The organism is Pseudomonas azadiae, assembly GCF_019145355.1.
Lineage (GTDB): Bacteria > Pseudomonadota > Gammaproteobacteria > Pseudomonadales > Pseudomonadaceae > Aquipseudomonas > Aquipseudomonas azadiae.
The window spans coordinates 1,901,266-1,921,052 of sequence record NZ_JAHSTY010000002.1; the positions used below are offsets into that span (position 1 = coordinate 1,901,266).

14 protein-coding genes are annotated in these 19,787 nt (G+C 62.5%); 7 read left to right on the forward strand and 7 right to left on the reverse strand.

The features are described 5' to 3' along the window. Window positions 1–600 (reverse strand): NAD(P)H-dependent oxidoreductase, encoded by a 600-nt coding sequence (locus KVG91_RS25020; RefSeq protein WP_169377131.1) that lies wholly within the window; start codon window positions 598–600, stop codon window positions 1–3. Between the two features lie 69 nt (window positions 601–669). On the opposite strand from KVG91_RS25020, the gene KVG91_RS25025 reads away from it, so the two are divergent. After that, window positions 670–1,263 (forward strand): TetR/AcrR family transcriptional regulator, encoded by a 594-nt coding sequence (locus KVG91_RS25025; protein ID WP_169377130.1) that lies wholly within the window; start codon window positions 670–672, stop codon window positions 1,261–1,263. A 158-nt stretch (window positions 1,264–1,421) separates the two neighbouring features. Here KVG91_RS25025 and KVG91_RS25030 read toward each other — a convergent pair whose 3' ends face one another. After that, a complete protein-coding gene (locus KVG91_RS25030) occupies window positions 1,422–2,087 on the reverse strand; it encodes a GNAT family N-acetyltransferase (RefSeq protein WP_169375807.1) in 666 nt (221 codons plus the stop codon). A gap of 198 nt (window positions 2,088–2,285) precedes the next feature. On the opposite strand from KVG91_RS25030, the gene KVG91_RS25035 reads away from it, so the two are divergent. Continuing rightward, window positions 2,286–3,137 (forward strand): CAP domain-containing protein, encoded by an 852-nt coding sequence (locus tag KVG91_RS25035; protein ID WP_169375806.1) that lies wholly within the window; start codon window positions 2,286–2,288, stop codon window positions 3,135–3,137. 153 nt (window positions 3,138–3,290) lie between these two features. After that, window positions 3,291–5,513: an ATP-binding protein gene (locus tag KVG91_RS25040; RefSeq protein ID WP_169375805.1), complete on the forward strand. Its 2,223-nt coding sequence runs from the start codon at window positions 3,291–3,293 to the stop codon at window positions 5,511–5,513. Between the two features lie 827 nt (window positions 5,514–6,340). Here the strand turns inward: KVG91_RS25040 and KVG91_RS25045 are convergent. The 4 genes from KVG91_RS25045 to KVG91_RS25060 all read right to left on the reverse strand — a co-directional run bounded on the left by KVG91_RS25045 (window position 6,341) and on the right by KVG91_RS25060 (window position 15,283). Next, window positions 6,341–7,510: a GGDEF domain-containing protein gene (locus KVG91_RS25045; RefSeq protein WP_169375804.1), complete on the reverse strand. Its 1,170-nt coding sequence runs from the start codon at window positions 7,508–7,510 to the stop codon at window positions 6,341–6,343. A gap of 51 nt (window positions 7,511–7,561) precedes the next feature. Then, the gene (glgB, locus tag KVG91_RS25050) at window positions 7,562–9,799 is read right to left on the reverse strand and encodes a 1,4-alpha-glucan branching protein GlgB (protein ID WP_169375803.1); all 2,238 of its coding nucleotides are present in this window, start codon (window positions 9,797–9,799) and stop codon (window positions 7,562–7,564) included. After that, window positions 9,796–13,143 carry a maltose alpha-D-glucosyltransferase gene (treS, locus tag KVG91_RS25055; RefSeq protein ID WP_169375802.1) on the reverse strand — a complete coding sequence of 1,116 codons (3,348 nt, stop codon included), beginning with the start codon at window positions 13,141–13,143 and terminating at the stop codon, window positions 9,796–9,798. The genes glgB and treS overlap by 4 nt, the downstream gene beginning before the upstream one ends. Before the next feature lie 151 nt (window positions 13,144–13,294). Next, window positions 13,295–15,283: an alpha-1,4-glucan--maltose-1-phosphate maltosyltransferase gene (locus tag KVG91_RS25060; protein WP_169375801.1), complete on the reverse strand. Its 1,989-nt coding sequence runs from the start codon at window positions 15,281–15,283 to the stop codon at window positions 13,295–13,297. A gap of 204 nt (window positions 15,284–15,487) precedes the next feature. Between KVG91_RS25060 and KVG91_RS25065 the strand changes: the two genes are divergently transcribed. Then, window positions 15,488–15,664, forward strand: a complete 177-nt coding sequence (locus tag KVG91_RS25065) for a hypothetical protein (RefSeq protein ID WP_169375800.1) — start codon at window positions 15,488–15,490, stop codon at window positions 15,662–15,664. On the opposite strand, the gene KVG91_RS25070 is transcribed toward KVG91_RS25065, so the two are convergent. Continuing rightward, window positions 15,642–16,133: an MgtC/SapB family protein gene (locus KVG91_RS25070; RefSeq protein WP_169375799.1), complete on the reverse strand. Its 492-nt coding sequence runs from the start codon at window positions 16,131–16,133 to the stop codon at window positions 15,642–15,644. The genes KVG91_RS25065 and KVG91_RS25070 overlap by 23 nt on opposite strands. 120 nt (window positions 16,134–16,253) lie before the next feature. Here KVG91_RS25070 and KVG91_RS25075 point away from each other — a divergent pair, with 120 nt between their 5' ends. The 3 genes from KVG91_RS25075 (at window position 16,254) to mapR (ending at window position 19,654) form a co-directional block, all read left to right on the forward strand. Then, a complete protein-coding gene (locus tag KVG91_RS25075) occupies window positions 16,254–16,493 on the forward strand; it encodes a DUF3203 family protein (protein WP_169375798.1) in 240 nt (79 codons plus the stop codon). Window positions 16,494–16,677: 184 nt separating this feature from the next. Beyond that, on the forward strand, window positions 16,678–18,087 hold the full coding sequence (ccoG, locus tag KVG91_RS25080; protein WP_169375797.1) for a cytochrome c oxidase accessory protein CcoG: 1,410 nt from the start codon (window positions 16,678–16,680) through the stop codon (window positions 18,085–18,087). Between the two features lie 157 nt (window positions 18,088–18,244). Further along, window positions 18,245–19,654 carry a GntR family transcriptional regulator MpaR gene (gene mapR, locus KVG91_RS25085; protein WP_169375796.1) on the forward strand — a complete coding sequence of 470 codons (1,410 nt, stop codon included), beginning with the start codon at window positions 18,245–18,247 and terminating at the stop codon, window positions 19,652–19,654. Window positions 19,655–19,787 lie beyond the last annotated feature (133 nt).

Sequence of the window (19,787 nt, forward strand, 5' to 3'; positions counted from 1 at the left end):
TCAACCGGCGAGCGTTTCGGCACCGAACAGACCCTGGCCGACAGCCCTGGCTTTTTGCAGATGCGCCTGCGCCCCGCCGCTTTCCGAGTCCAGCAACAACTCGGACGTCACCACCTTCGCGCCACAGTAATCGAAGATGCCGTAGTCAATTTGCGTGCGCATCGCCTTGGCATAACCGTGCCGATCAAACGCATCGTCATCGGCTGCGCCCAATGCCAGCAGGTGCACCGGCAAGTGCCCGAGCTTTTTCACCACCGGGGTATCGGGACCGTACTCGATGGCCCAGCCGTTGACGAATACGCGGTCGATCCAGCCTTTGAGCAGGCCCGGCAGCGACCACCAGTAGATCGGAAACGCTAGCACCAGGGCGTCGGCGCGGTCGACGCGTGCCTGTTCGGCGAGCACGTCGGCGGGTGGCGTGGCGCGGGTGCGGTGTACCTGGTGGTCAGCGGCGGTGTAGCGCGGGTCGAAACCTTCGGCGGCAATGTCGGCGATGTCGAAGGTGTGTCCCGCTGCGGCAAGCCCGGCGGCCACCTGCGTGACCACACTGTGAGTGAGAGATTGCGGGTCGTGATGAGCGACAACGATCAGTGCGTGCATGACATTGACTCCGTTTGGGGTTAGGCTTGGCTTAAGTTACGATTAGTAAGTTACTTTTGGTATATAAGCATGTCAAGCACTTCAGCCCCCACCCCACGTCGTCGCCTCTCCCGTGAAGATCGCCTGCGTCAATTGCTGGACGTGGCCTGGCAACTGGTGCGCGATGAAGGCACCGAAGCCCTCACCCTAGGCCGCCTGGCGGAGTTGGCGGGCGTGACCAAGCCCGTGGTCTACGACCATTTCGTCACCCGTGCCGGGTTGCTGGCGGCGCTGTACCAGGACTTCGATGCGCGCCAGGACCGCGTGTTCAGCGAGCGCATCGAAGCCAGCGGCGCGACCCTTGAGGATCGGGCCTGGGTAATCGCCGCTTCATATGTGGAGTGTGTATTGTTACAGGGCCGGGAAATTCCGGGGGTGATTGCAGCACTGAGCAGCTCACCGGAACTGGAAAGCCTCAAGCGCGAGTACGAGGTGATCTTCCTCGACAAGTGCCGCGCTGCCTTGTCGCCCTTTGGCCGCGTCTCCCAGGCCGGACTGCGGGCTATGCTGGGCGCGGCAGAAGCGCTGTCCCAGGCAGCGGCCAGCGGCGAGATCAGCCGTGAGGAGGCGCAGCAAGAGCTGCTGGAAACCATCCTGGCAATGGTCAACCGCGCATGCCTGTAGTGAGCGGGCTTGCCCCGCGTTGGGTGGCGAAGCCGCCCTAATCCAGTCACCGCCGAGCTACAGATAAAACCGTGTCGCCTTGTTTGGGGCGGCTTCGCCACCCAGCGCGGGCGGTGCGACGATTCGACAAGCCCGCTCACTACAGACCTTGGCAGAGACTAACGCGCGGCGATAAACAGCTGGACCTTGCGCGCCAACTGATCGAGATGCCGATCGCGCTGTTTCTCGGCATCCACCATGGCGCGCTTGCCGTGTTTTTGCAGCAGGTACGTATGAATCTGCCGCACCTCCAACGAGCTGTAGATCGCCGCTACATCGAGCACGCCCATCAGCCCATCGGTGCCGTAGTCGCGGGTATTCATCAGTACCTGGGTGCCGCGCGCGCCGCGTAGCTTAAAGCCCATGGCTTCGAATGCCGGAACCTGCTCCACCGCGCACGCCAGCTCGGCATGCGGGTAGCGGGCCAGTACGTCCTGCATCATCCGGCGTGCCACGCCCTGGCGCCGGAAACCGGCCTGTACCGCCATGAACGCGATGCCGCAGGCTTGAGGATCATCCTTCACCGGCAGATACAGGCAAAAGCCGAGCAGTTTTTCTTCGTCCATCGCCACGACCAGTTCAACGGCAATGCCCTTCGAACCGTCCAGCGCCTCCAGGTACAAGTGCACCTCAAAACCGATGGCGTACTGGTAAAGGTTGTACAGCAGGTTGCTCGGCGGCAGTGCCACGCTGCTGATGTCGGTGAGGTTATCCACTACCATCTGCAGGATCTGGGCATTGACAGGCTCGGGGCACGGTGTGGTGTAGCGGGTAAGGCTGAACATGCAAATTCCTGGGCTTGGCATCAAGGCAGCGGCGATTGTACCTGCTGCAGCGCGCGGGCCGGGATAATGGCATGTGGCCGCACCCCTGCCGCTGATGCCCCGCAGAACACCCGTTGAGGCAAAAAAACAAAAAAGGCGTTGCGCCAGACCGGGTTACATCGCGCATCATGGGCACTTTCAAGCTCAAGGGTAACGTCCATGCGCGTTCTGTCATTGATGATGGGTCTTACGACGCTGGCCGCCAGCCTGGTGTTCTGCGCCAGCGCGATGGCGAATGAAGAAAGTCAGTTGGTAGAACAGATCAACCACTACCGCAGCCAGGTCCAACGCTGCGGCGACCAGGGTTCCCAGGAACTGCCACCGCTGGCCAGCGATACGCGGTTGGTGCTGCCGGCCAACAATGCGGGCGATTTGCAGCAGGCACTGGCGCGGGCCGCCTACCCGATGGTCAACGTGCAGGCCATCAGCCTGTCCGGGCCCAAGGATGCACAGTCAGCCATGAAGGCGGTGCGCGAAAGCTTCTGCCGCGTGGTGCTGGACCCGCAATTCGTCGATATCGGCGTGAGCAACAGCGGCCAGGACTGGCGCATCGTGCTCGCCCGCCCGCTGCTCACCAGCGGCCTGGGCGATTGGCAGACCGAAGGCAAGCAACTGCTCAACCTGATCAACACCGCCCGCGCGCAACCGCGCCAGTGCGGCACCCAGGCGTTTACCGCGACCACGCCCCTGTCCTGGAATGACGACCTGGCCGGCGCCGCCAACAGCCACACGCGCAACATGGCCAACGGCAACTTCTTCGACCACCTCGACCACGACGGGCGGACCCCCGGCGATCGCGCCGAACTGGCCGGGTATATCGCAAAAAACATTGGCGAAAACATCGCCGCGGGCCTGGATACACCGCGCAAGGTCGTCGACGGCTGGCTGGCCAGCCCCGGCCACTGCGCCAACCTGATGAACCCGCAATTTCGCGAACTGGGCGCGGCGTACGCCATGGACCCGAAGAGCGATGCGGGGATTTACTGGACAGCGGTTTTCGGCGCGCAATAATGGCCCTTGCAAATTCACTCCTGTGAACGAGATATCATATAGCCATCTCATGGATAATTATCCCGGAACCGATGGCCGCCAACCCGGTCTGTAGCTTGGCAGCCTGAGCCGACAGGCAACCGACAAGACCGTGGTTAACAAGGTGTTTTTGCAATGATGAATTGGCTGCAAAGTAGCAGCGACATGGCTGAGCGGGTGCGCCAGCATGACTGGGCGAATACGCCTCTGGGGCCGCTGGAGCAGTGGCCGGATGTGCTCAAGACCACAGCCGCGCTGTGCTTTGCCTCAAGTTTCCCCCAGGCCATCGTCTGGGGGCCGCAACTGATCACGCTCTACAACGACGCGTTCAGTCCGATCCTGGGTGACAAGCCCTATGCGTTGGGGCGTCCGTTCAGCAGAATCTGGAGCGAAGCCTGGGCCGAGATCGGGCCTATCGCCAACGCCGCGTTCGAAGGCCACGCCACCTATATCGAGAATTTCCCCCTGCTGATCGAGCGCGGCATGGGGCCCGAACAAGCGTATTTCACCTTCTGCTACAGCCCCATCCGCGACCCTCAGGGCAAGGTCGTGGGCATGCTCGACACCGTCACTGAAACCACCGCCACCGTGTTCCTCAACCGCCGCCTGGCCGTGCTGGACGCCATCGGCAGCGCCGTGGCCAACGCCACCGATGCCGCCAGCATCATGTCCACCACCACGCGCCTGCTGGCCGAGCACCTGAACGTGTCCAATTGCGCCTACGCCGACATGGACGCCGACGAAGACGGTTTTACCGTTCGCGGCAACTGGGCGGCGCCCGGCTCGCCGAGTGTTGTGGGCCGCTATAGCCTGGCAGCCTTCGGCGCCCGTGCGGTGCAGCAGTTGCGCGCGGGCGCGCCGCTGGTGGTGCAGGACAACCGCGTCGAATTCCCGCCCGAGCAGGCCGCCAGCTACCAGGCACTGGGGGCGCTGGCGACGGTGTGCTTCCCGCTGATCAAGGGTGGCCGCCTGACGGCCCTGATGTCGGTGCACCACAAAGCCGCCCGGGCCTGGTCGCCTTATGACCTGGCGCTGGTGGGCGAAGTCACTGAACGCTCCTGGGCCCATATCGAGCGAGTGCGTGCCGACGCCGCCGTGCGCGAAGGCCTCGCCGCCTTCACCGAACTGAATGCGACCCTGGAACAGCGGGTGCAGGAGCGCACCACCGCGCTCACCGAAGCCGAAGCCGCGTTGCGCCAGTCCCAGAAGCTTGAAGCCATTGGCCAATTGACCGGCGGCGTGGCCCATGACTTCAACAACCTGTTGACCATCATTCGTTCTTCGGTGGACTTCCTGCGCCAGCCGGGGCTTTCCGAGCAGCGGCGCCAACGGTATATGGGCGCCGTTTCCGACACCGTCGAGCGCGCCAGCAAACTCACCAGCCAACTGCTCGCCTTCGCCCGGCGCCAGCCGCTGAACCCGCAGATCTTCGACGCCGGCCAGCGGGTCCAGAACATCGGCGAGATGCTCGAAAGCGTCACCGGCGCCCGCATCCATGTGCAGGTGCAACTGCCCGAGCACCCTTGCCATGTGCGCGTCGACGCCAGCCAGTTCGAGACCGCGCTGATCAATATTGCCCTGAACGCCCGGGATGCGATGGACGGCCAAGGCACCCTGACGTTGCGCGTCGACAAAGTTGAAGGGATGCCGCGCATCCGTGGCGATAAAGCGGCCCATCAACCGTTTGTGAGCATCTCGCTCACCGATACCGGCAACGGTATCGCGGCTGATACCTTCGAGCGTATTTTCGAGCCGTTCTTCACCACCAAGGCGGTCGGCAAAGGCACCGGGTTGGGGTTGTCTCAGGTATTCGGGTTCGCCAAGCAGTCCGGTGGCAACGTTGATGTGGCCAGCCAGCCGGGCCAGGGCGCGGTATTTACCCTGTACCTGCCCGAAGTGGCGCCGCAGGCAACGCAGCACCCGCACACCCAGGAAGACCCGCCAGCGATCCAGGACACGACGCAGCACCATGTGCTGATCGTGGAAGACAACCTGGAAGTGGGCCGCTTCGCCAACCAGATCCTGCAGGACCTGGGTTACCAGACCACGTGGGCCACGAATGCCGAACAGGCGCTCGCCCTGGCCGGTGCGGATGCCCTGGCGTTCGATGGGATTTTTTCCGATGTGGTGATGCCGGGCATGACCGGGGTGGCGATGGCCAAACTACTGCGTGAACGCCGTCCGGATTTGCCGGTGGTGCTCACTTCCGGCTACAGCGAAGAGCTGGCCGACAGCGGCTACGAAGGGTTCGAGTTTCTGCCCAAGCCCTACTCCGCCGACCAAGTCGCACGGGCGCTGGCCAAGGCGATGCTCAAGGAACCCACACAGCCGAACCCTGTGGGAGCTGTCGAGCTTTAGCGAGGCAGGGATAGCGCAGTGTCAGGCGAATAAAATGCCAGCAATGCCGCCGCCTTCGCAGCCTCGCCGGGGCTCGACAGCTCCCACAGTTGAGCTGCGGCGCTGCTGAGAAAGCGCCCGCAGCCACACCGAAAATGCAACCCACACAGCCGATCCCTGTGGGAGCTCTCGAGCTCTAGCGAGGCTGCGATAGCGGACTGTCAGGCGAAGAAAATGCCAGCAGTTCCGCCGCCTTCGCAGCCTCGCCGGGGCTCGACAGCTCCCACAGTTGAGCCGAGGTGCTGCTGAGAAAGCGCCCGCAGCCACACCGCAATGCAACCCACACAGCCGATCCCTGTGGGAGCTGTCGAGCTTTAGCGAGGCTGCGATAGCGCAGTGTCAGGCGAAGAAAATGCCAGCAGTTCCGCCGCCTTCGCAGCCTCGCTGGGGCTCGACAGCTCCCACAGTTGAGCTGCGGTGCTGCTGAGAAAGCGCCCGCAGCCACAACCGCAAATGCAACCCACACAGCCGATCCCTGTGGGAGCTGTCGAGCTTTAGCGAGGCAGCGATAGCGGACTGTCAGGCGAAGATAATGCCAGCAGTTCCGCCGCCTTCGCAGCCTCGCCGGGGCTCGACAGCTCCCACAGTTGAGCTGCGGTGCTGCTGAAAATGGCGCCCAGGCGCTAAGCCGCAAATCCAAGCAACACAGCCGAACCCTGTGGGAGCTGTCGAGCTTTAGCGAGGCTGCGAAAGCGCGGTGTCAGGCGATGAAAATGCCAGCAATGCCGCCACCTTCGAAGCCTCTGGGCTCGACACGCATTAAAGCTCAGGGCGCCTTGGACTCAGCTCTACTCGGCCGCCACCGACACCTGATTGCGGCCCAGGGCCTTGGCGCGGTACAGCGCCTGGTCGGCGGTGTTCATCAGGCCGTGCAGGTCTTGATCCTGGGCATCGGTGTGCGCCACGCCGAGGCTGGCGCTCAACCCATGCACCGGTTCGCAGGCGAGGCCGGCAATCGCCTTGACCAGTTGTTCGGCAATCGCCCGCGCGGTTTCCAGTGAGGTATTGGGCAGCAACACCGCAAACTCTTCGCCGCCCAGCCGGCCGTAGACATCGGCCTGGCGGAACGAGGCCGTGATCACCCCGCCGATCTGGCGCAGTACCTGGTCCCCGGCCTGATGGCCATAGGTGTCGTTGATTGCCTTGAAGTGATCCATGTCCAGCATCAGTGCGCACAACGGTTGCTGGTGGTGACGGCAGCGGTCGTACAGCACCTGGGCATGCTCGAAAAATGCGCGACGATTCATCAGGCCGGTGAGCTCATCGGTCTGTGCGGCGCGCGTGGAAATGGTATGCGCACGCTCCATTTGCCGGGTCAGGCGAAACGCCTTCTCCAACGCATCGGACAGCTTGTGCGTGGCACTGAACACGAAGGTCGAAAACACCAGCACCGCAACCGCCAGGCCGACTTGCATCGATGAGGGCTGAAGCAATAACCACAAAGTGCACGGCAACAGCACCAGGCCCATGGAGGTCAGCGTCATATAGCGATACGCCGAGTAGCACGAGACCGCGGCGACCGACATGCCCACGGTAAACAGCATGACCAGCGCCTGGGACAAGCGGTCGTCGGTGGGCATCACCGCCAGGGCGCCGAGGCCCCAGATGCCGGCCGAGAGCATCAGCGTGGTCCAGTAGCGACGCTCCCAACGCCTTGGCGTGCGCTCGGCCTCGGGGCAGCGGAACCACTCCACGAACATCTTCACGCGCAACAGTGATGACCCTGCCAGTACCAGCAGCCAGACCAGGATGACCTGGCGGTCAAAGCGGTCCCAGCACAACCAGCACAGCATCACCGCGGCGATGTAGCTGCCGAAAATGGCGGCGAAAGACTGCCGGAACAGCTGGTGCAAACGGTCAGTTCGCACCTGCTCCTCGATAAAGCAATCCTGATCCTGCCCACGCCCAAGGCCACTCATGAGATCCGCCTGATCCGACTGCCACGACAAAGGCGCCATTGTGGCACCCTGCCAGTAGCGCGGACAACAGAATCCAGCGCGGTAGAGCCTTTAGAGCGGTTCCGGCCGTAGAATCAGCACCCCAAGCGGCGGCACGTTCAACGACAGCGACACCGGTTGCCCATGGCGTGGCTCATCCAGGGTAAACACTTCGCCGCCATTGCCGTAATTGGAACCCGCATACATCTCGGCATCACTGTTGATGACTTCGCTCCAGCGCCCGGCGAAAGGCACGCCGACCGTATAGGCCTCACGCGGCACCGGGGTGAAGTTGGCCACCACCAGCACCGGCTTGCCATCCTTGCTCCAGCGCAGCCAGGCATACACGCTGTTGACCGCGTCGTCGCCGATCAGCCACTGGAAGCCCTGCGGCGCGTCATCCTGCTCATGCAACGCAGGTTCCTCGCGGTACAGGCGGTTCAAGTCGCCCACCAGCTTTTGCACCCCCTGGTGCTCCTGATACTGCAGCAGGTACCAGTCCAACTGCTGGTCGTGGTTCCACTCGCGCCATTGGCCGAATTCGCAGCCCATGAACAGCAGCTTCTTGCCGGGGTGCATCCACATGAACGCCAGGTAGGCGCGCAGGTTGGCAAACTTCTGCCAGCGGTCGCCCGGCATCTTGTCGATCAGCGAATGCTTGCCGTGCACCACTTCGTCGTGGGAGATCGGCAAGATGAAACGCTCGGACCAGGCATACACCAGGCCGAAGCTCAACTCGTTGTGATGGTGGGCGCGGTACACCGGGTCCTGCTGGATGTAGTGCAGGGAATCGTGCATCCAGCCCATGTTCCACTTGTAATTGAAGCCCAGGCCGCCCTGTTGCGTCGGCTGGCTCACACCCGGCCAGGCGGTGGATTCCTCGGCGATCACCAGCGCGCCGGGCGCCTCCAGGGCCACCACGTCGTTCAAGTGGCGCAGGAACTCAATGGCTTCAAGGTTCTCGCGGCCGCCGTGGCGGTTAGGCACCCATTCCCCGGCCTTGCGTGAATAATCGCGATAAAGCATCGACGCCACGGCGTCCACGCGCAGCCCGTCGATGTGGAAGTGCTTGAGCCAGTGCAGGGCCGAAGCCAGCATGTAGCCATGCACTTCGGTGCGGCCCAGGTTGTAGATCAGCGTGTCCCAGTCCTGATGGAAGCCTTCCAACGGGTTGGCATATTCATACAGCGCGGTGCCGTCGAACTGCGCCAGGCCGTGGGTATCGGTGGGGAAATGCGCCGGCACCCAGTCAAGGATCACGCCGATGTCGGCCTGGTGCAGGGCATTGATGAAATACGCGAAATCTTCCGGCGAACCGAACCGCGCCGTGGGCGCGAATTGCGACAGCGCCTGGTAGCCCCAGGAACCGCCGAACGGGTGCTCCATGATCGGCATCAGCTCGACGTGGGTGAAACCCAGTTGCTGCACATAGGGCACCAGGCGTTCGGCCAGTTCGCGCCAGTTGTATTGCCGCGCCACCTCGCCCGCTTCGTCCAGCTCGCACTGCCAGGACCCCACGTGCAGCTCGTAGATCGACAGCGGCGCCGTGCTTTTTTGCTTTTCAACCCGTGCCTGCATCCATTCATGGTCTTGCCAGTCCACCTGCAGAGGCGCGGCGACCTTGGACGCAGTGTCCGGCGGCATCTGGGTGGCGAGCGCCATCGGATCGGCCTTGAGCGGCAGGATCCCATGGGCACCCAAAATCTCGTACTTGTAGGCCGCGCCCGGTTGCAGGCGTGGGATAAAGATCTCCCAGACGCCGGAAGGATGACGCAGGCGCATCGGATGCCGACGGCCGTCCCAGACATTGAAGTCGCCCACCACCGACACGCGCCGCGCATTCGGCGCCCATACGGCGAAACGTACGCCCTGCACGCCGTCGACACTGGTCACTTGGGCGCCCAGGCAACTGCTGAGGTCGCGGTGATTGCCTTCGGCGAACAGGTACAGGTCCATCTCACCCAGTAACAGTTGAGTGAAGCTGTAAGGGTCTTCGGTGATCTGCTCGCCCCCGGCCCACTGGATTTTCAGCAGGTACGGCTGGCGGCTCGAGAAGTGTCCGACGAACAACCCCGGCACCTGGCTCGCGTCCAGGCTGCCGATCTGCTCGCCGCTGTCACGCGCCAGCACCTGGACGCTCAAGGCCTCCGGCAGGAACGCGCGGATGAATTGGCCGCCGTGTTCATCATCGTGCGGCCCGAGGATCGAGAATGGGTCGTGGTGTTCGGCGCGTACCAGCGCTTCGACGTCCTTGGACGCCGGCAATGCTGTCAACTTCGGTTGCAGCGGTTCTTTATGTGTAAAGCTCATGACGTTTCCCCACCGCGTACAGTTTTCGATATAGGTGCAAGCCCGCACAACAGTCCGTGCAACCCTTGCAGGGGCACCGGCAACCAGGTCGGGCGGTTTTCCGCTTCGTAGGCCACTTCATACGCGGCCTTCTCCAGGCTGAACAAGGTCAGCGCCGCGTCCTGGCCGTTGGCATCCTGCCAGTCATGCGCCAGTGTAGCCGTAGCCGCCTGATAAGCCTGGATAAAGGCCTGGCGTGCTTCCTTCAGGTAGCGGTCGGTGACGCGTCGGCGCGCCTGGTCCGCTTCGGGCGAGTGGTCCACGCCTTGTACGTTCAGGGCCATGGCCGCCGCGTAATCAAACGAACGCAGCACACCGCTCACGTCTTTGTACGGGCTGTGCTTGCCACGTCGCTCGTGCAGTGGCCGCGCCGGCTCACCCTCAAAGTCGATCAGGTAGGCATCGCCCTTCACTACCAATACCTGGCCCAGGTGCAAATCGCCGTGGACGCGGATGCGCAGCCCGCCTGCGGTAGCTTTGGCCAACGCCTGGACATGCCCGGCAATCGCCTTTTTCTGCGCCAGTAAGTCACTGACCAACGCTTGATCGGCTGCGTTCAATTGCGCTTGGTTAAGTTTGAGCAGTTGCAACGCCCGGTCGAGCTGAGCGCCGACATCCTTGGCCCACGCCTGGGTGTCCTTGGCGCTGGTGACTTCGGGTTTGAAGTCCGCATTGGTGGTCTGTGCACCGAGCACCAGGTGCATTTCGCCCAGGCGCTGGCCGAGCAACCCGGCGAAATCCTTCAGTTCGCCCAAGGCGTTGTAGTGCTGCTCCTGCTCGGAAAGTGCCTCAGCCAATTCGTCGCGGATGGCGCGTTCCAGGTTGTTCTGGGTCCAGCTCCAGGCGTCGCCCTGATTGCTCAGGTAACCCTGGGCGATCATCAGCAGGTTGTCCTGGCCTTCGGCGTCGCGGCGAACCACAGCCCCCATCAACGGCGAAATGTTCGGGTAATCGGCGTCGGTCAGGTAGGCGCTCATTTCCAGCTCCGGGTGCACGCCGGCGCTGACTTTACGGATCAACTTGAGCACCAGGCTCTCGCCCACGACCACCGAGCTGTTGGACTGTTCGGCGGACAGGTAGCGCACCGCAAAGTCGTCCTTCAATTGCAGGTCGGTCAGGTGCGAGGTGGCTTCAAAGCGCAGATCACCGTCAGTGGAGGTGAGCACAGTGCCCGCGAGCAGGCCCTGGATCACCGAGCGGATAAACGGCTCAAGGCTGAACGCATCGGTGACCAGGCCCACTTCCCGTGCTCGGCGCACCCGGGCCATGGCCAGTTGTTGCGGCAATGCGCTGGTGAACTGATCTTCGGCAAGGAAGCCAAACGGCAATTGATAACGGCTGACCTGGCCACCCGCGGTGACCGCCAGCTCGCTGAGCAATACCGGGTGCTGGGCGTCGCCAAAGCGCACGCCGTAAGCGATATGTACGCTGTCGATCGCCGTATCCTTGCCCGCGAACCAGCGCCGATTGGGCAGCCAGGTGGGCAATGTGGTCGACTCCAGGGTGGTGCGGCACGGCTCGTCCAGCAACTCTTCCAGGCGCTTTTTCAGCACCAGAGTGGTGAAGTCGGGCATGCCTTGAACAGGTTCCACGTGCCAGCTGGGCATTTGATTCTCCGCCGCCAATACAAACCAGTAAAAGCCATAGGGCGCCAGGGTCAGCAGGAAACTCAACTGACCGATCGGGGGGAAGGCGTTGCCCCCCAGCATCTCCACCGGCACCATGCCGGCGAACGCCGACAGGTCCAGCTCGGCCGCCTGGGCACTGCGTGACACGTTGGCCACGCACAGGATGATTTCAGTGTGGCCATCCGGCGCGGTGTACTCGCGGGTATACGCCAGGATGCGTCGGTTGCTCGGCGAGAGCATTTTCAGGCTGCCGCGGCCAAATGCCTTGGACTGCTTGCGCACCGCCAACATGCGGCGCGTCCAGTTGAGCAGCGAATGCGGGTCCTGGGTCTGGGTCTCGACGTTGACCGACAGGTAGCCGTACAACGGGTCCATGATCGGCGGCAGCACCAGGCTGGCCGGGTCGGCGCGCGAGAAGCCGCCGTTGCGGTCGATGGACCACTGCATCGGCGTGCGCACGCCATCGCGGTCGCCAAGGTAGATGTTATCGCCCATGCCGATTTCATCGCCGTAGTACAGGGTCGGCGTGCCCGGCATCGACAGCAGCAGGCTGTTGAGCAATTCGACACGGCGACGGTCACGCTCCATCAACGGCGCCAGGCGCCGGCGGATGCCCAGGTTGATGCGCGCGCGGCGGTCGGCGGCGTAGTAGTTCCACAGGTAATCACGTTCTTTGTCGGTGACCATTTCCAGGGTCAGTTCATCGTGGTTGCGCAGGAAGATCGCCCACTGGCAATTGGCGGGAATCTCCGGGGTCTGGCGCAGGATGTCGGTGATCGGGAAGCGGTCTTCCTGGGCCAGCGCCATGTACATGCGCGGCATCAGCGGGAAGTGGAACGCCATGTGGCATTCGTCGCCGTCGTCGCCCTTTTTGTCACCGAAGTACATCTGGGTGTCTTCCGGCCACTGGTTGGCTTCGGCCAGCAACATGCGGTCCGGGTAGTTGGCGTCGATCTCGGCGCGGATTTGCTTGAGTACGTCGTGGGTTTCGGCAAGGTTTTCGTTGTTGGTGCCGTCGCGTTCGATCAGGTAGGGGATGGCATCCAGGCGCAGGCCGTCGATGCCCATGTCCAACCAATAGCGCATCACGCTGAGCACCGCCTTCATCACCTGCGGATTGTCAAAGTTGAGGTCGGGCTGGTGCGAGTAGAAACGGTGCCAGAAGTATTGGCCGGCAACCGGGTCCCAGGTCCAGTTGGACTTCTCGGTGTCGAGAAAGATGATGCGGGTGCCGTCGTATTTCTGGTCGTCATCCGACCACACATAGAAATCCCGCGCCGCCGAGCCGGGCTTGGCCTTGCGCGCACGCTGGAACCAGGGATGCTGGTCGGAGGTGTGGTTGATGACCAGTTCGGTGATCACGCGCAGACCGCGCCTATGTGCTTCGGCGATAAAACGCTTGGCGTCGGCCATGGTCCCGTAGTCGCTGTGCACGCCCCGGTATTCGGCGATGTCATAGCCATCGTCGCGGCGTGGCGAGGGATAGAACGGCAAGAGCCAGATGGTGTTCACGCCCAGGTCGGCGATGTAGTCGAGCTTGGCGATCAGGCCGGGAAAGTCACCGATACCGTCGTTGTTGGAGTCGAAATAGGATTTGACGTGAACCTGGTAGATCACCGCGTCCTTGTACCAGAGCGGGTCTTTGATAAAGGTGGCAGCGTTAGGCTTCTTAGCCATTGGAAAACTCCTGGAATACTGGAACTGAAGAAACACGGTCAATGTGGGAGCGGGCTTGCTCGCGAAAGCGGTGTGCCAGCCAGCGAATTCATTGATTGATTCACCGCCTTCGCGAGCAAGCCCGCTCCCACAGTTTTGATCTCCAGTGAGCTTAAGAGGTGGTAATACGCCAGATCCCAAACGGCATCTGCGGCTCCAGGCGGGTCCACTGGGTCTTGCCATACCAGGTCCAGCGATGGCCGTTCATCAAGTCTTCGCCCTGTGTCTGCGCATCATCCGGCAGGCCCATTTCCCACAGCGGCAGCTCGAAATGCGCTTCCTGGGCATTGAACGGATCCAGATTCACCGCCACCAGAATGAAGTTGCTGCCATCTTCGCTGCGCTTGCCGAAGTACAGGATGTTGTCGTTCCAGGCGTTGTAGAGCTTCAAGCCCAGGTGCGTCTGCAGCGCCGGGTTCTGCCGGCGAATGCGGTTGAGCTGGGCGATCTCGGCGATGATGTTGCCGGGCGCGGTGAAGTCCCGTGGGCGGATCTCGTACTTCTCCGAGTTCAGGTATTCCTCTTTACCCGGTACCGGCGCGGCCTCGCACAGCTCGAACCCCGAATACATGCCCCAAAGGCCCGAGCCCATGGTGGCCAGCGCGGCACGGATCAGGAAGCCGGGCCGCCCCGATTCGTGCAGGAACGCCGGGTTGATGTCCGGGGTGTTGACGAAGAAATTCGGCCGGTAGCATTCACGCCACGGCGACTCGTTCAACTGCGTCAGGTATTCGCTCAACTCGGCCTTGGTATTGCGCCAGGTGAAATAGGTGTAGCTCTGGGAATAGCCGACCTTGCCCAGCCGCGCCATCATCGCCGGCGTGGTGAACGCTTCGGCCAGGAAGATCACCTCAGGGTATTTGGCCCGCACATCGCTGATCAGCCATTGCCAGAAGGGCAGCGGCTTGGTGTGGGGATTGTCCACGCGAAAGGTCTTCACGCCCTCCTCGACCCAGCCCACCACGACGTCGCGCAACTCGGTCCAAAGGCCTGGGATTGCGTCCGCCGCATAAAAATCGACGTTGACGATGTCCTGGTATTTTTTCGGCGGGTTCTCGGCGTATTTGATCGTGCCGTCCGGGCGCCAGTTGAACCAGCCCGGATGCTCCTGGAGCCATGGGTGGTCCTGGGAGCACTGGATGGCGAAGTCCAGGGCGATTTCCAGGCCATGGTCGGCGGCGGCCTGGACCAGGCGCCGGAAGTCATCACGGCTGCCCAGTTGCGGGTGGATGGCCTCATGACCGCCCTCCTCGCTGCCAATCGCATACGGGCTGCCCGGATCATCGGGGCCGGCGGTCAGTGAGTTGTTCTTGCCCTTGCGGTGGCTGCGCCCGATCGGATGGATCGGCGGGAAGTACAGCACGTCGAACCCCATGTCATGGATCATCGGCAGCCGCGCATGCACGTCATTGAAGGTGCCGTGGCGTGCAGGATCGTCAGTGATCGAGCGTGGGAACAGCTCGTACCAACTGGCAAACAGCGCAGCCTCGCGCTCCACATCGATCGGATAGGCGGGGCTCACGCTCAGGTAGGCGCGATGATCGGCCTGGGTCATCAGGTGCGCACTGTCTTCGTGCAGGAACTGCGCAACCTGCTCGGTTTCCAGCAGGCCCGACAGTTCGTGGTGCAGCAGCATCAGCCGGTCGCGCAGTTCATTGTCGCTGCGCTCGGCGGCTTGCAACACCAGGCTGCGCCCTTCCTGCAGCTCCAGGCTGACCGGCACGCCGGCTTCGTGCTTCTTGCGCAGCTCGTAGCAAAAGCTGGCGAAGGTATCGATCCAGGCCTCAATGCAATATTCGTGGGGGCCTTGCTGGGACACGGTGAACGCGCCTTCCCAGCCGTTGTTACCGACATCGGTCATCACCACGCTATGCCAGCTTTCGTCCTGCAACGGTCGCCAGCGAATCAGTACGGCGAGTTTGTCATGACCGTCGGCGAACACTTTACTGGTGACCGTGACGCGCTGGCCTACCACGGCCTTGACCGCAAACTCGCCACCGTCGATCACGGGCGAGGTGCTCTCGATCGCAATCCGGGGCAGCAACAAGGCCTGGGACAGCGGCAATCTGGAGTTTTCTGGAACCTGTGTCTGGGCAGTCATCGAGCATCTTCCCCTTACGCCCTATGGACGCTCTTTGCTTGATCCGAATTCTGGTACGGCCACACTCTCCCAGAGCTGGGCCGCTTATAGGTCCGAGCTTGCGCCGCGGTTAAAAGTTCAGGTGGATGTGTCGCCATTGGGCGGGAATCAATTTGCCCCGGTGGGTGTCCACCCACAGAGCAAAGCACAAAGGAGGCCACACCGATGAATATCCCGATCCCGGCTGAAACGCCGGACCCGAATATCGACAACCCGACCCTGCCGCCCACCGAGCCGGCGCCGGTTCCGGAAAAAGAACCGCCCGGAAACGAACCCCCGCCGGTCGAAGAACCACCGACGACAATGCCGCCGGTGATCGTCAGTCCTTCTCGAAACGCTTGACGATTTTCGGCATCACGCTGAACACCGCCAACGCCAGCAACGTACTCAGTACCGCTGTCGATTCCCGGCCCAGCCCGGCCGAGACCCCAATCGCAGCGGTCATCCACAAGCCCGCCGCGGTGGTCAGGCCTTTGACATGGCCTTCGTCGTCATCCTTGCCCTTGATGATGGTGCCAGCACCCAGAAAGCCGATCCCGGCAATCACGCCCTGCATCACGCGGCTCATGGCATCCGCCTGGTTACCGGACATCTGCGGCACCAGCACGAACAGCGCCGCGCCCAGCGCCACCAACATATGGGTGCGCACCCCGGCGGCCTTGCCCTTGCTCTCGCGTTCAAAGCCGAGAATGCCGCCCAGGATCGCAGCCATCAACAGACGCACGGTGATCTGGGTGAGCTGCTTGGCGTCGCCGATATCGGCAAATTCGGCCTGCAGGGTTATCCACGCTTCATGCAACCAGGCTTCCATTAACGTTCCTCTGTCATCAATAGGTAATGAATGGACACTCGCGACCGCCAGTCAGTTGCCTGGAACCCCTGCGCTTCGTTGTTTCCTAACATTCGAGGGTCCATCAAACAGGAGATCGGCATGCCCCTACGTATCGAAAACCAACTGTGCTACTTCGTGCTTAATGACGATGGCCAGGAACACAGCGTGCCGGCGACCCGGGTCAATATCGCCACCGACACCGACAAATCCATGTCCTACGTGGAACTGGCGGCCGAGCGGATCTACATCACCGAAGCCGAGGCGGACGCGTTGACCGTCGCGGGCGCGCATGACGGGCGTCAACATGTAAAGGCCGACGAACCGGGTTCGGTGATCTGATTGATCGGTATCGGCACACTGAAAACCAGGCTGCACCCCTCCGGCCACGGGGTGCAGCCGATTGTCGCAGGGATGCCTGCGCAGCCCATCTGATCCGCTTTTTATCGCCCCAGGTGAGCCTGTTACGCAAACAGCGCCGCGCGCATAGTTCATCCGCCTGATGGAGGCGGATGAGCGAATGACCATGAGCGACAGAATCCCAACCGTGGACACCTTTGAGCCCCTGCACCCAAAGAAGGTGAAGGCCAAATCCAGCGATAACCTGATTCATACGCGCAGTTTCACCGGCCTGTTCCGCACCTTGCGCGTGGGCGGTGCAAGCTTTCTGTTCCTGGCCTTTTTCGGCACGGTGTGGCTGAACTGGGGCGGCCGGCAGGCCGTGCTGTGGGATCTGGCTGAGAGTAAATTCCACATTTTTGGCGCGACCTTCTGGCCGCAGGACTTCATCCTGCTCTCGGCGCTGTTGATCATCTGCGCCTTTGGGTTGTTTGCAATCACCGTGTTTGCCGGCCGTGTGTGGTGCGGCTATACCTGCCCGCAGAGCGCGTTTACCTGGCTGTTCATGTGGTGCGAAAAAGTCACCGAAGGCGAACGCAACCAGCGCATCAAACTGCACGCCGCGCCCTGGCGCCTGGAAAAACTCGCGCGGCGCTCAGCCAAGCACGCCTTGTGGTTGGGGATCAGTGTGCTGACCGGGTTGACCTTTGTCGGCTATTTCACGCCGATCCGCCCGTTGGCCGCCGAGTTGCTGACCTGGCAAATGGGCGGCATCAGTTTGTTCTGGGTGCTGTTTTTTACCGCCGCCACCTACCTCAATGCCGGCTGGTTGCGCGAGGCGGTGTGCATGCACATGTGCCCGTATGCACGCTTCCAGAGCGTGATGTTTGACAAGGACACCTTGACCGTTTCCTACGACGTGGCACGCGGCGAGCAACGTGGTCCGCGCAAGCGCGAAGTGAAACCCGCCGACGTTGGCCTGGGCGATTGCATCGACTGCCAACTTTGCGTGCAAGTCTGCCCCACCGGCATCGACATCCGCGATGGCCTGCAAATGGAGTGCATCGGCTGCGCGGCGTGCATCGACGCCTGCGATTCGATCATGGACAAGATGGGCTACGCCCGTGGTTTGGTGAGCTATACCAGCGAACATCAACTGCAAGGCGGCAAGACCCGCCTGCTGCGGCCACGCCTGATCGGCTACAGTGCCGTGTTGTTGTTGATGATCGCGGCTTTGGTCGTGGCATTGGTCGAACGGCCGATGGTATCGCTGGACGTGACCAAGGACCGCGGCATGTTCCGCGAGAATGCCGAAGGGCTGATCGAAAACATCTACAGCCTCAAGGTGATCAACAAGACCCAGCAGCGCCAGGATTACCGCCTGGCGCTGGTGGACGCCGACGGCTTCCAGCTGCAAGGCAAGACCCGGATCAGCCTGGCACCCGGGGAAATCAGCGACGTACCGGTATCGGTGGCATTGCTGGCGGACAAACCGGCAAGCAGCTCGCAAACCCTGCGTTTCAAGGTGACGGATGTGGACGAACCGCAGGTTTACAGCGCTGCCGACAGTCGCTTTGTGGCGCCGTTAAACCGCTGAAATCTACTTGGATGGATGAAATCCAAATGTGGGAGCTGGCTTGCCTGCGATAGCGGCTTATCAGCCACAGGTGTATCAACTGAAAGACCGTTATCGCAGGCGAGCCAGCTCCCACAGGTTGCGCTGCGTACACCCAAACATCTGTTCAAGGCCACCCATGAAACGCTACGAAAAATTCGCCGACGACATTGCTGAACTGATCCGCTCCGGCGTGCTAGGCCCCGGCCAGCGGGTGCCGTCGGTGCGCTATGCCAGCCAGACCTATGGCGTCAGCCCGTCCACGGTGTTCCAGGCCTACTACCTGCTGGAGCGGCGTGGCTTGATCCGCGCGCGGCCGCGTTCCGGCTATTTCGTCAACACCCACGCACCCAGCCCGTTCTCCGAGCCGGCCGTGAGCGAGCACGTGCATGAGTCCACCGAAGTGGATGTGAGCGAGCTGGTGTTTTCGGTGCTCGACTCGATCAAGGACCCCAACACCGTGCCCTTCGGCTCGGCGTTCCCCAGCCCCATGCTGTTCCCGCTGCCGCGCCTGGCCCGCTCCCTGGCCAGCGCCAGCCGCGAAATGGACCCGCGCCTGGTGGTCACCGACATGTCGCCGGGCAACCCGCAACTGCGCCGTCAAATCGCCCTGCGCTACATGGTCGGCGGCCTGATGTTGCCCATGGAAGAACTGCTGATCACCAACGGCGCCCTGGAAGCCTTGAACCTGTGCCTGCAAGCCGTCACCGAACCGGGCGACCTGGTCGCCATCGAAGCCCCGGCGTTCTATGCCTGCCTGCAGGTGCTGGAACGCTTGAAACTCAAGGCGGTGGAAATTCCCGTGCACCCGCGCGACGGCATCGACCTGGGCGCGCTCGCGCAAACCCTGGCGCGCTACCCGATCAAGGCCTGCTGGACCATGACCAGCTTCCAGAACCCCATGGGTGCTACCCTGCCGGAAGCCAAGAAGCAGGCATTGGTGGAACTGTTGCGTGGCCACCAGGTGCCGCTGATAGAAGACGATGTGTACGCCGAACTGTATTACGGCCAACACGCACCCAAGCCGGCCAAGGCTTTTGATACCGAAGGCCTGGTGATGCACTGCGGCTCCTTCGCCAAGAGCCTGGCCCCCGGCTATCGCGTAGGCTGGGTCGCGGCCGGGCGCTTTGCGCAGAAAGTCGAGCGCTTGAAATTGATGACCTCGCTGTGCCCCTCGATGCCGGCCCAGGCGGCGATTGCCGACTACTTGCAGCACGGCGGTTACGACCGACACCTGCGCAAACTGCGCTACGCGCTGGAGGAACAGCAAAGCGCCATGCTCGCCGCCATCGCCCGCTACTTCCCGGCGCAGACACGGGTCAGCCAGCCGGCCGGCGGGTACTTCCTGTGGCTGGAGCTGCCAGAGCAGACGGATTCGTTGAAACTGTTCCAGATGGCGTTGGCGCAAGGCATCAGCATCGCGCCGGGGCCGATTTTCTCGGCCACCCAGCGTTTTCGCAATTGTATTCGCCTGAACTACGGTAGCCCGTGGAGCGAGGCGTCGGAGAAGGCGATGGAAACGCTGGGGCGGATCGTGCGGTCGTTTTGACAGACGCCACACAATTTGTAGTGAGCGGGCTTGCCCCGCGCTGGGTGGCGAAGCCGCCCCAAACCAGGCGACCCGGTTTTACCCGGAACTCGGCGGTGTTTTTATTAGGGCGGCTTCGCCACCCAGCGCGGGC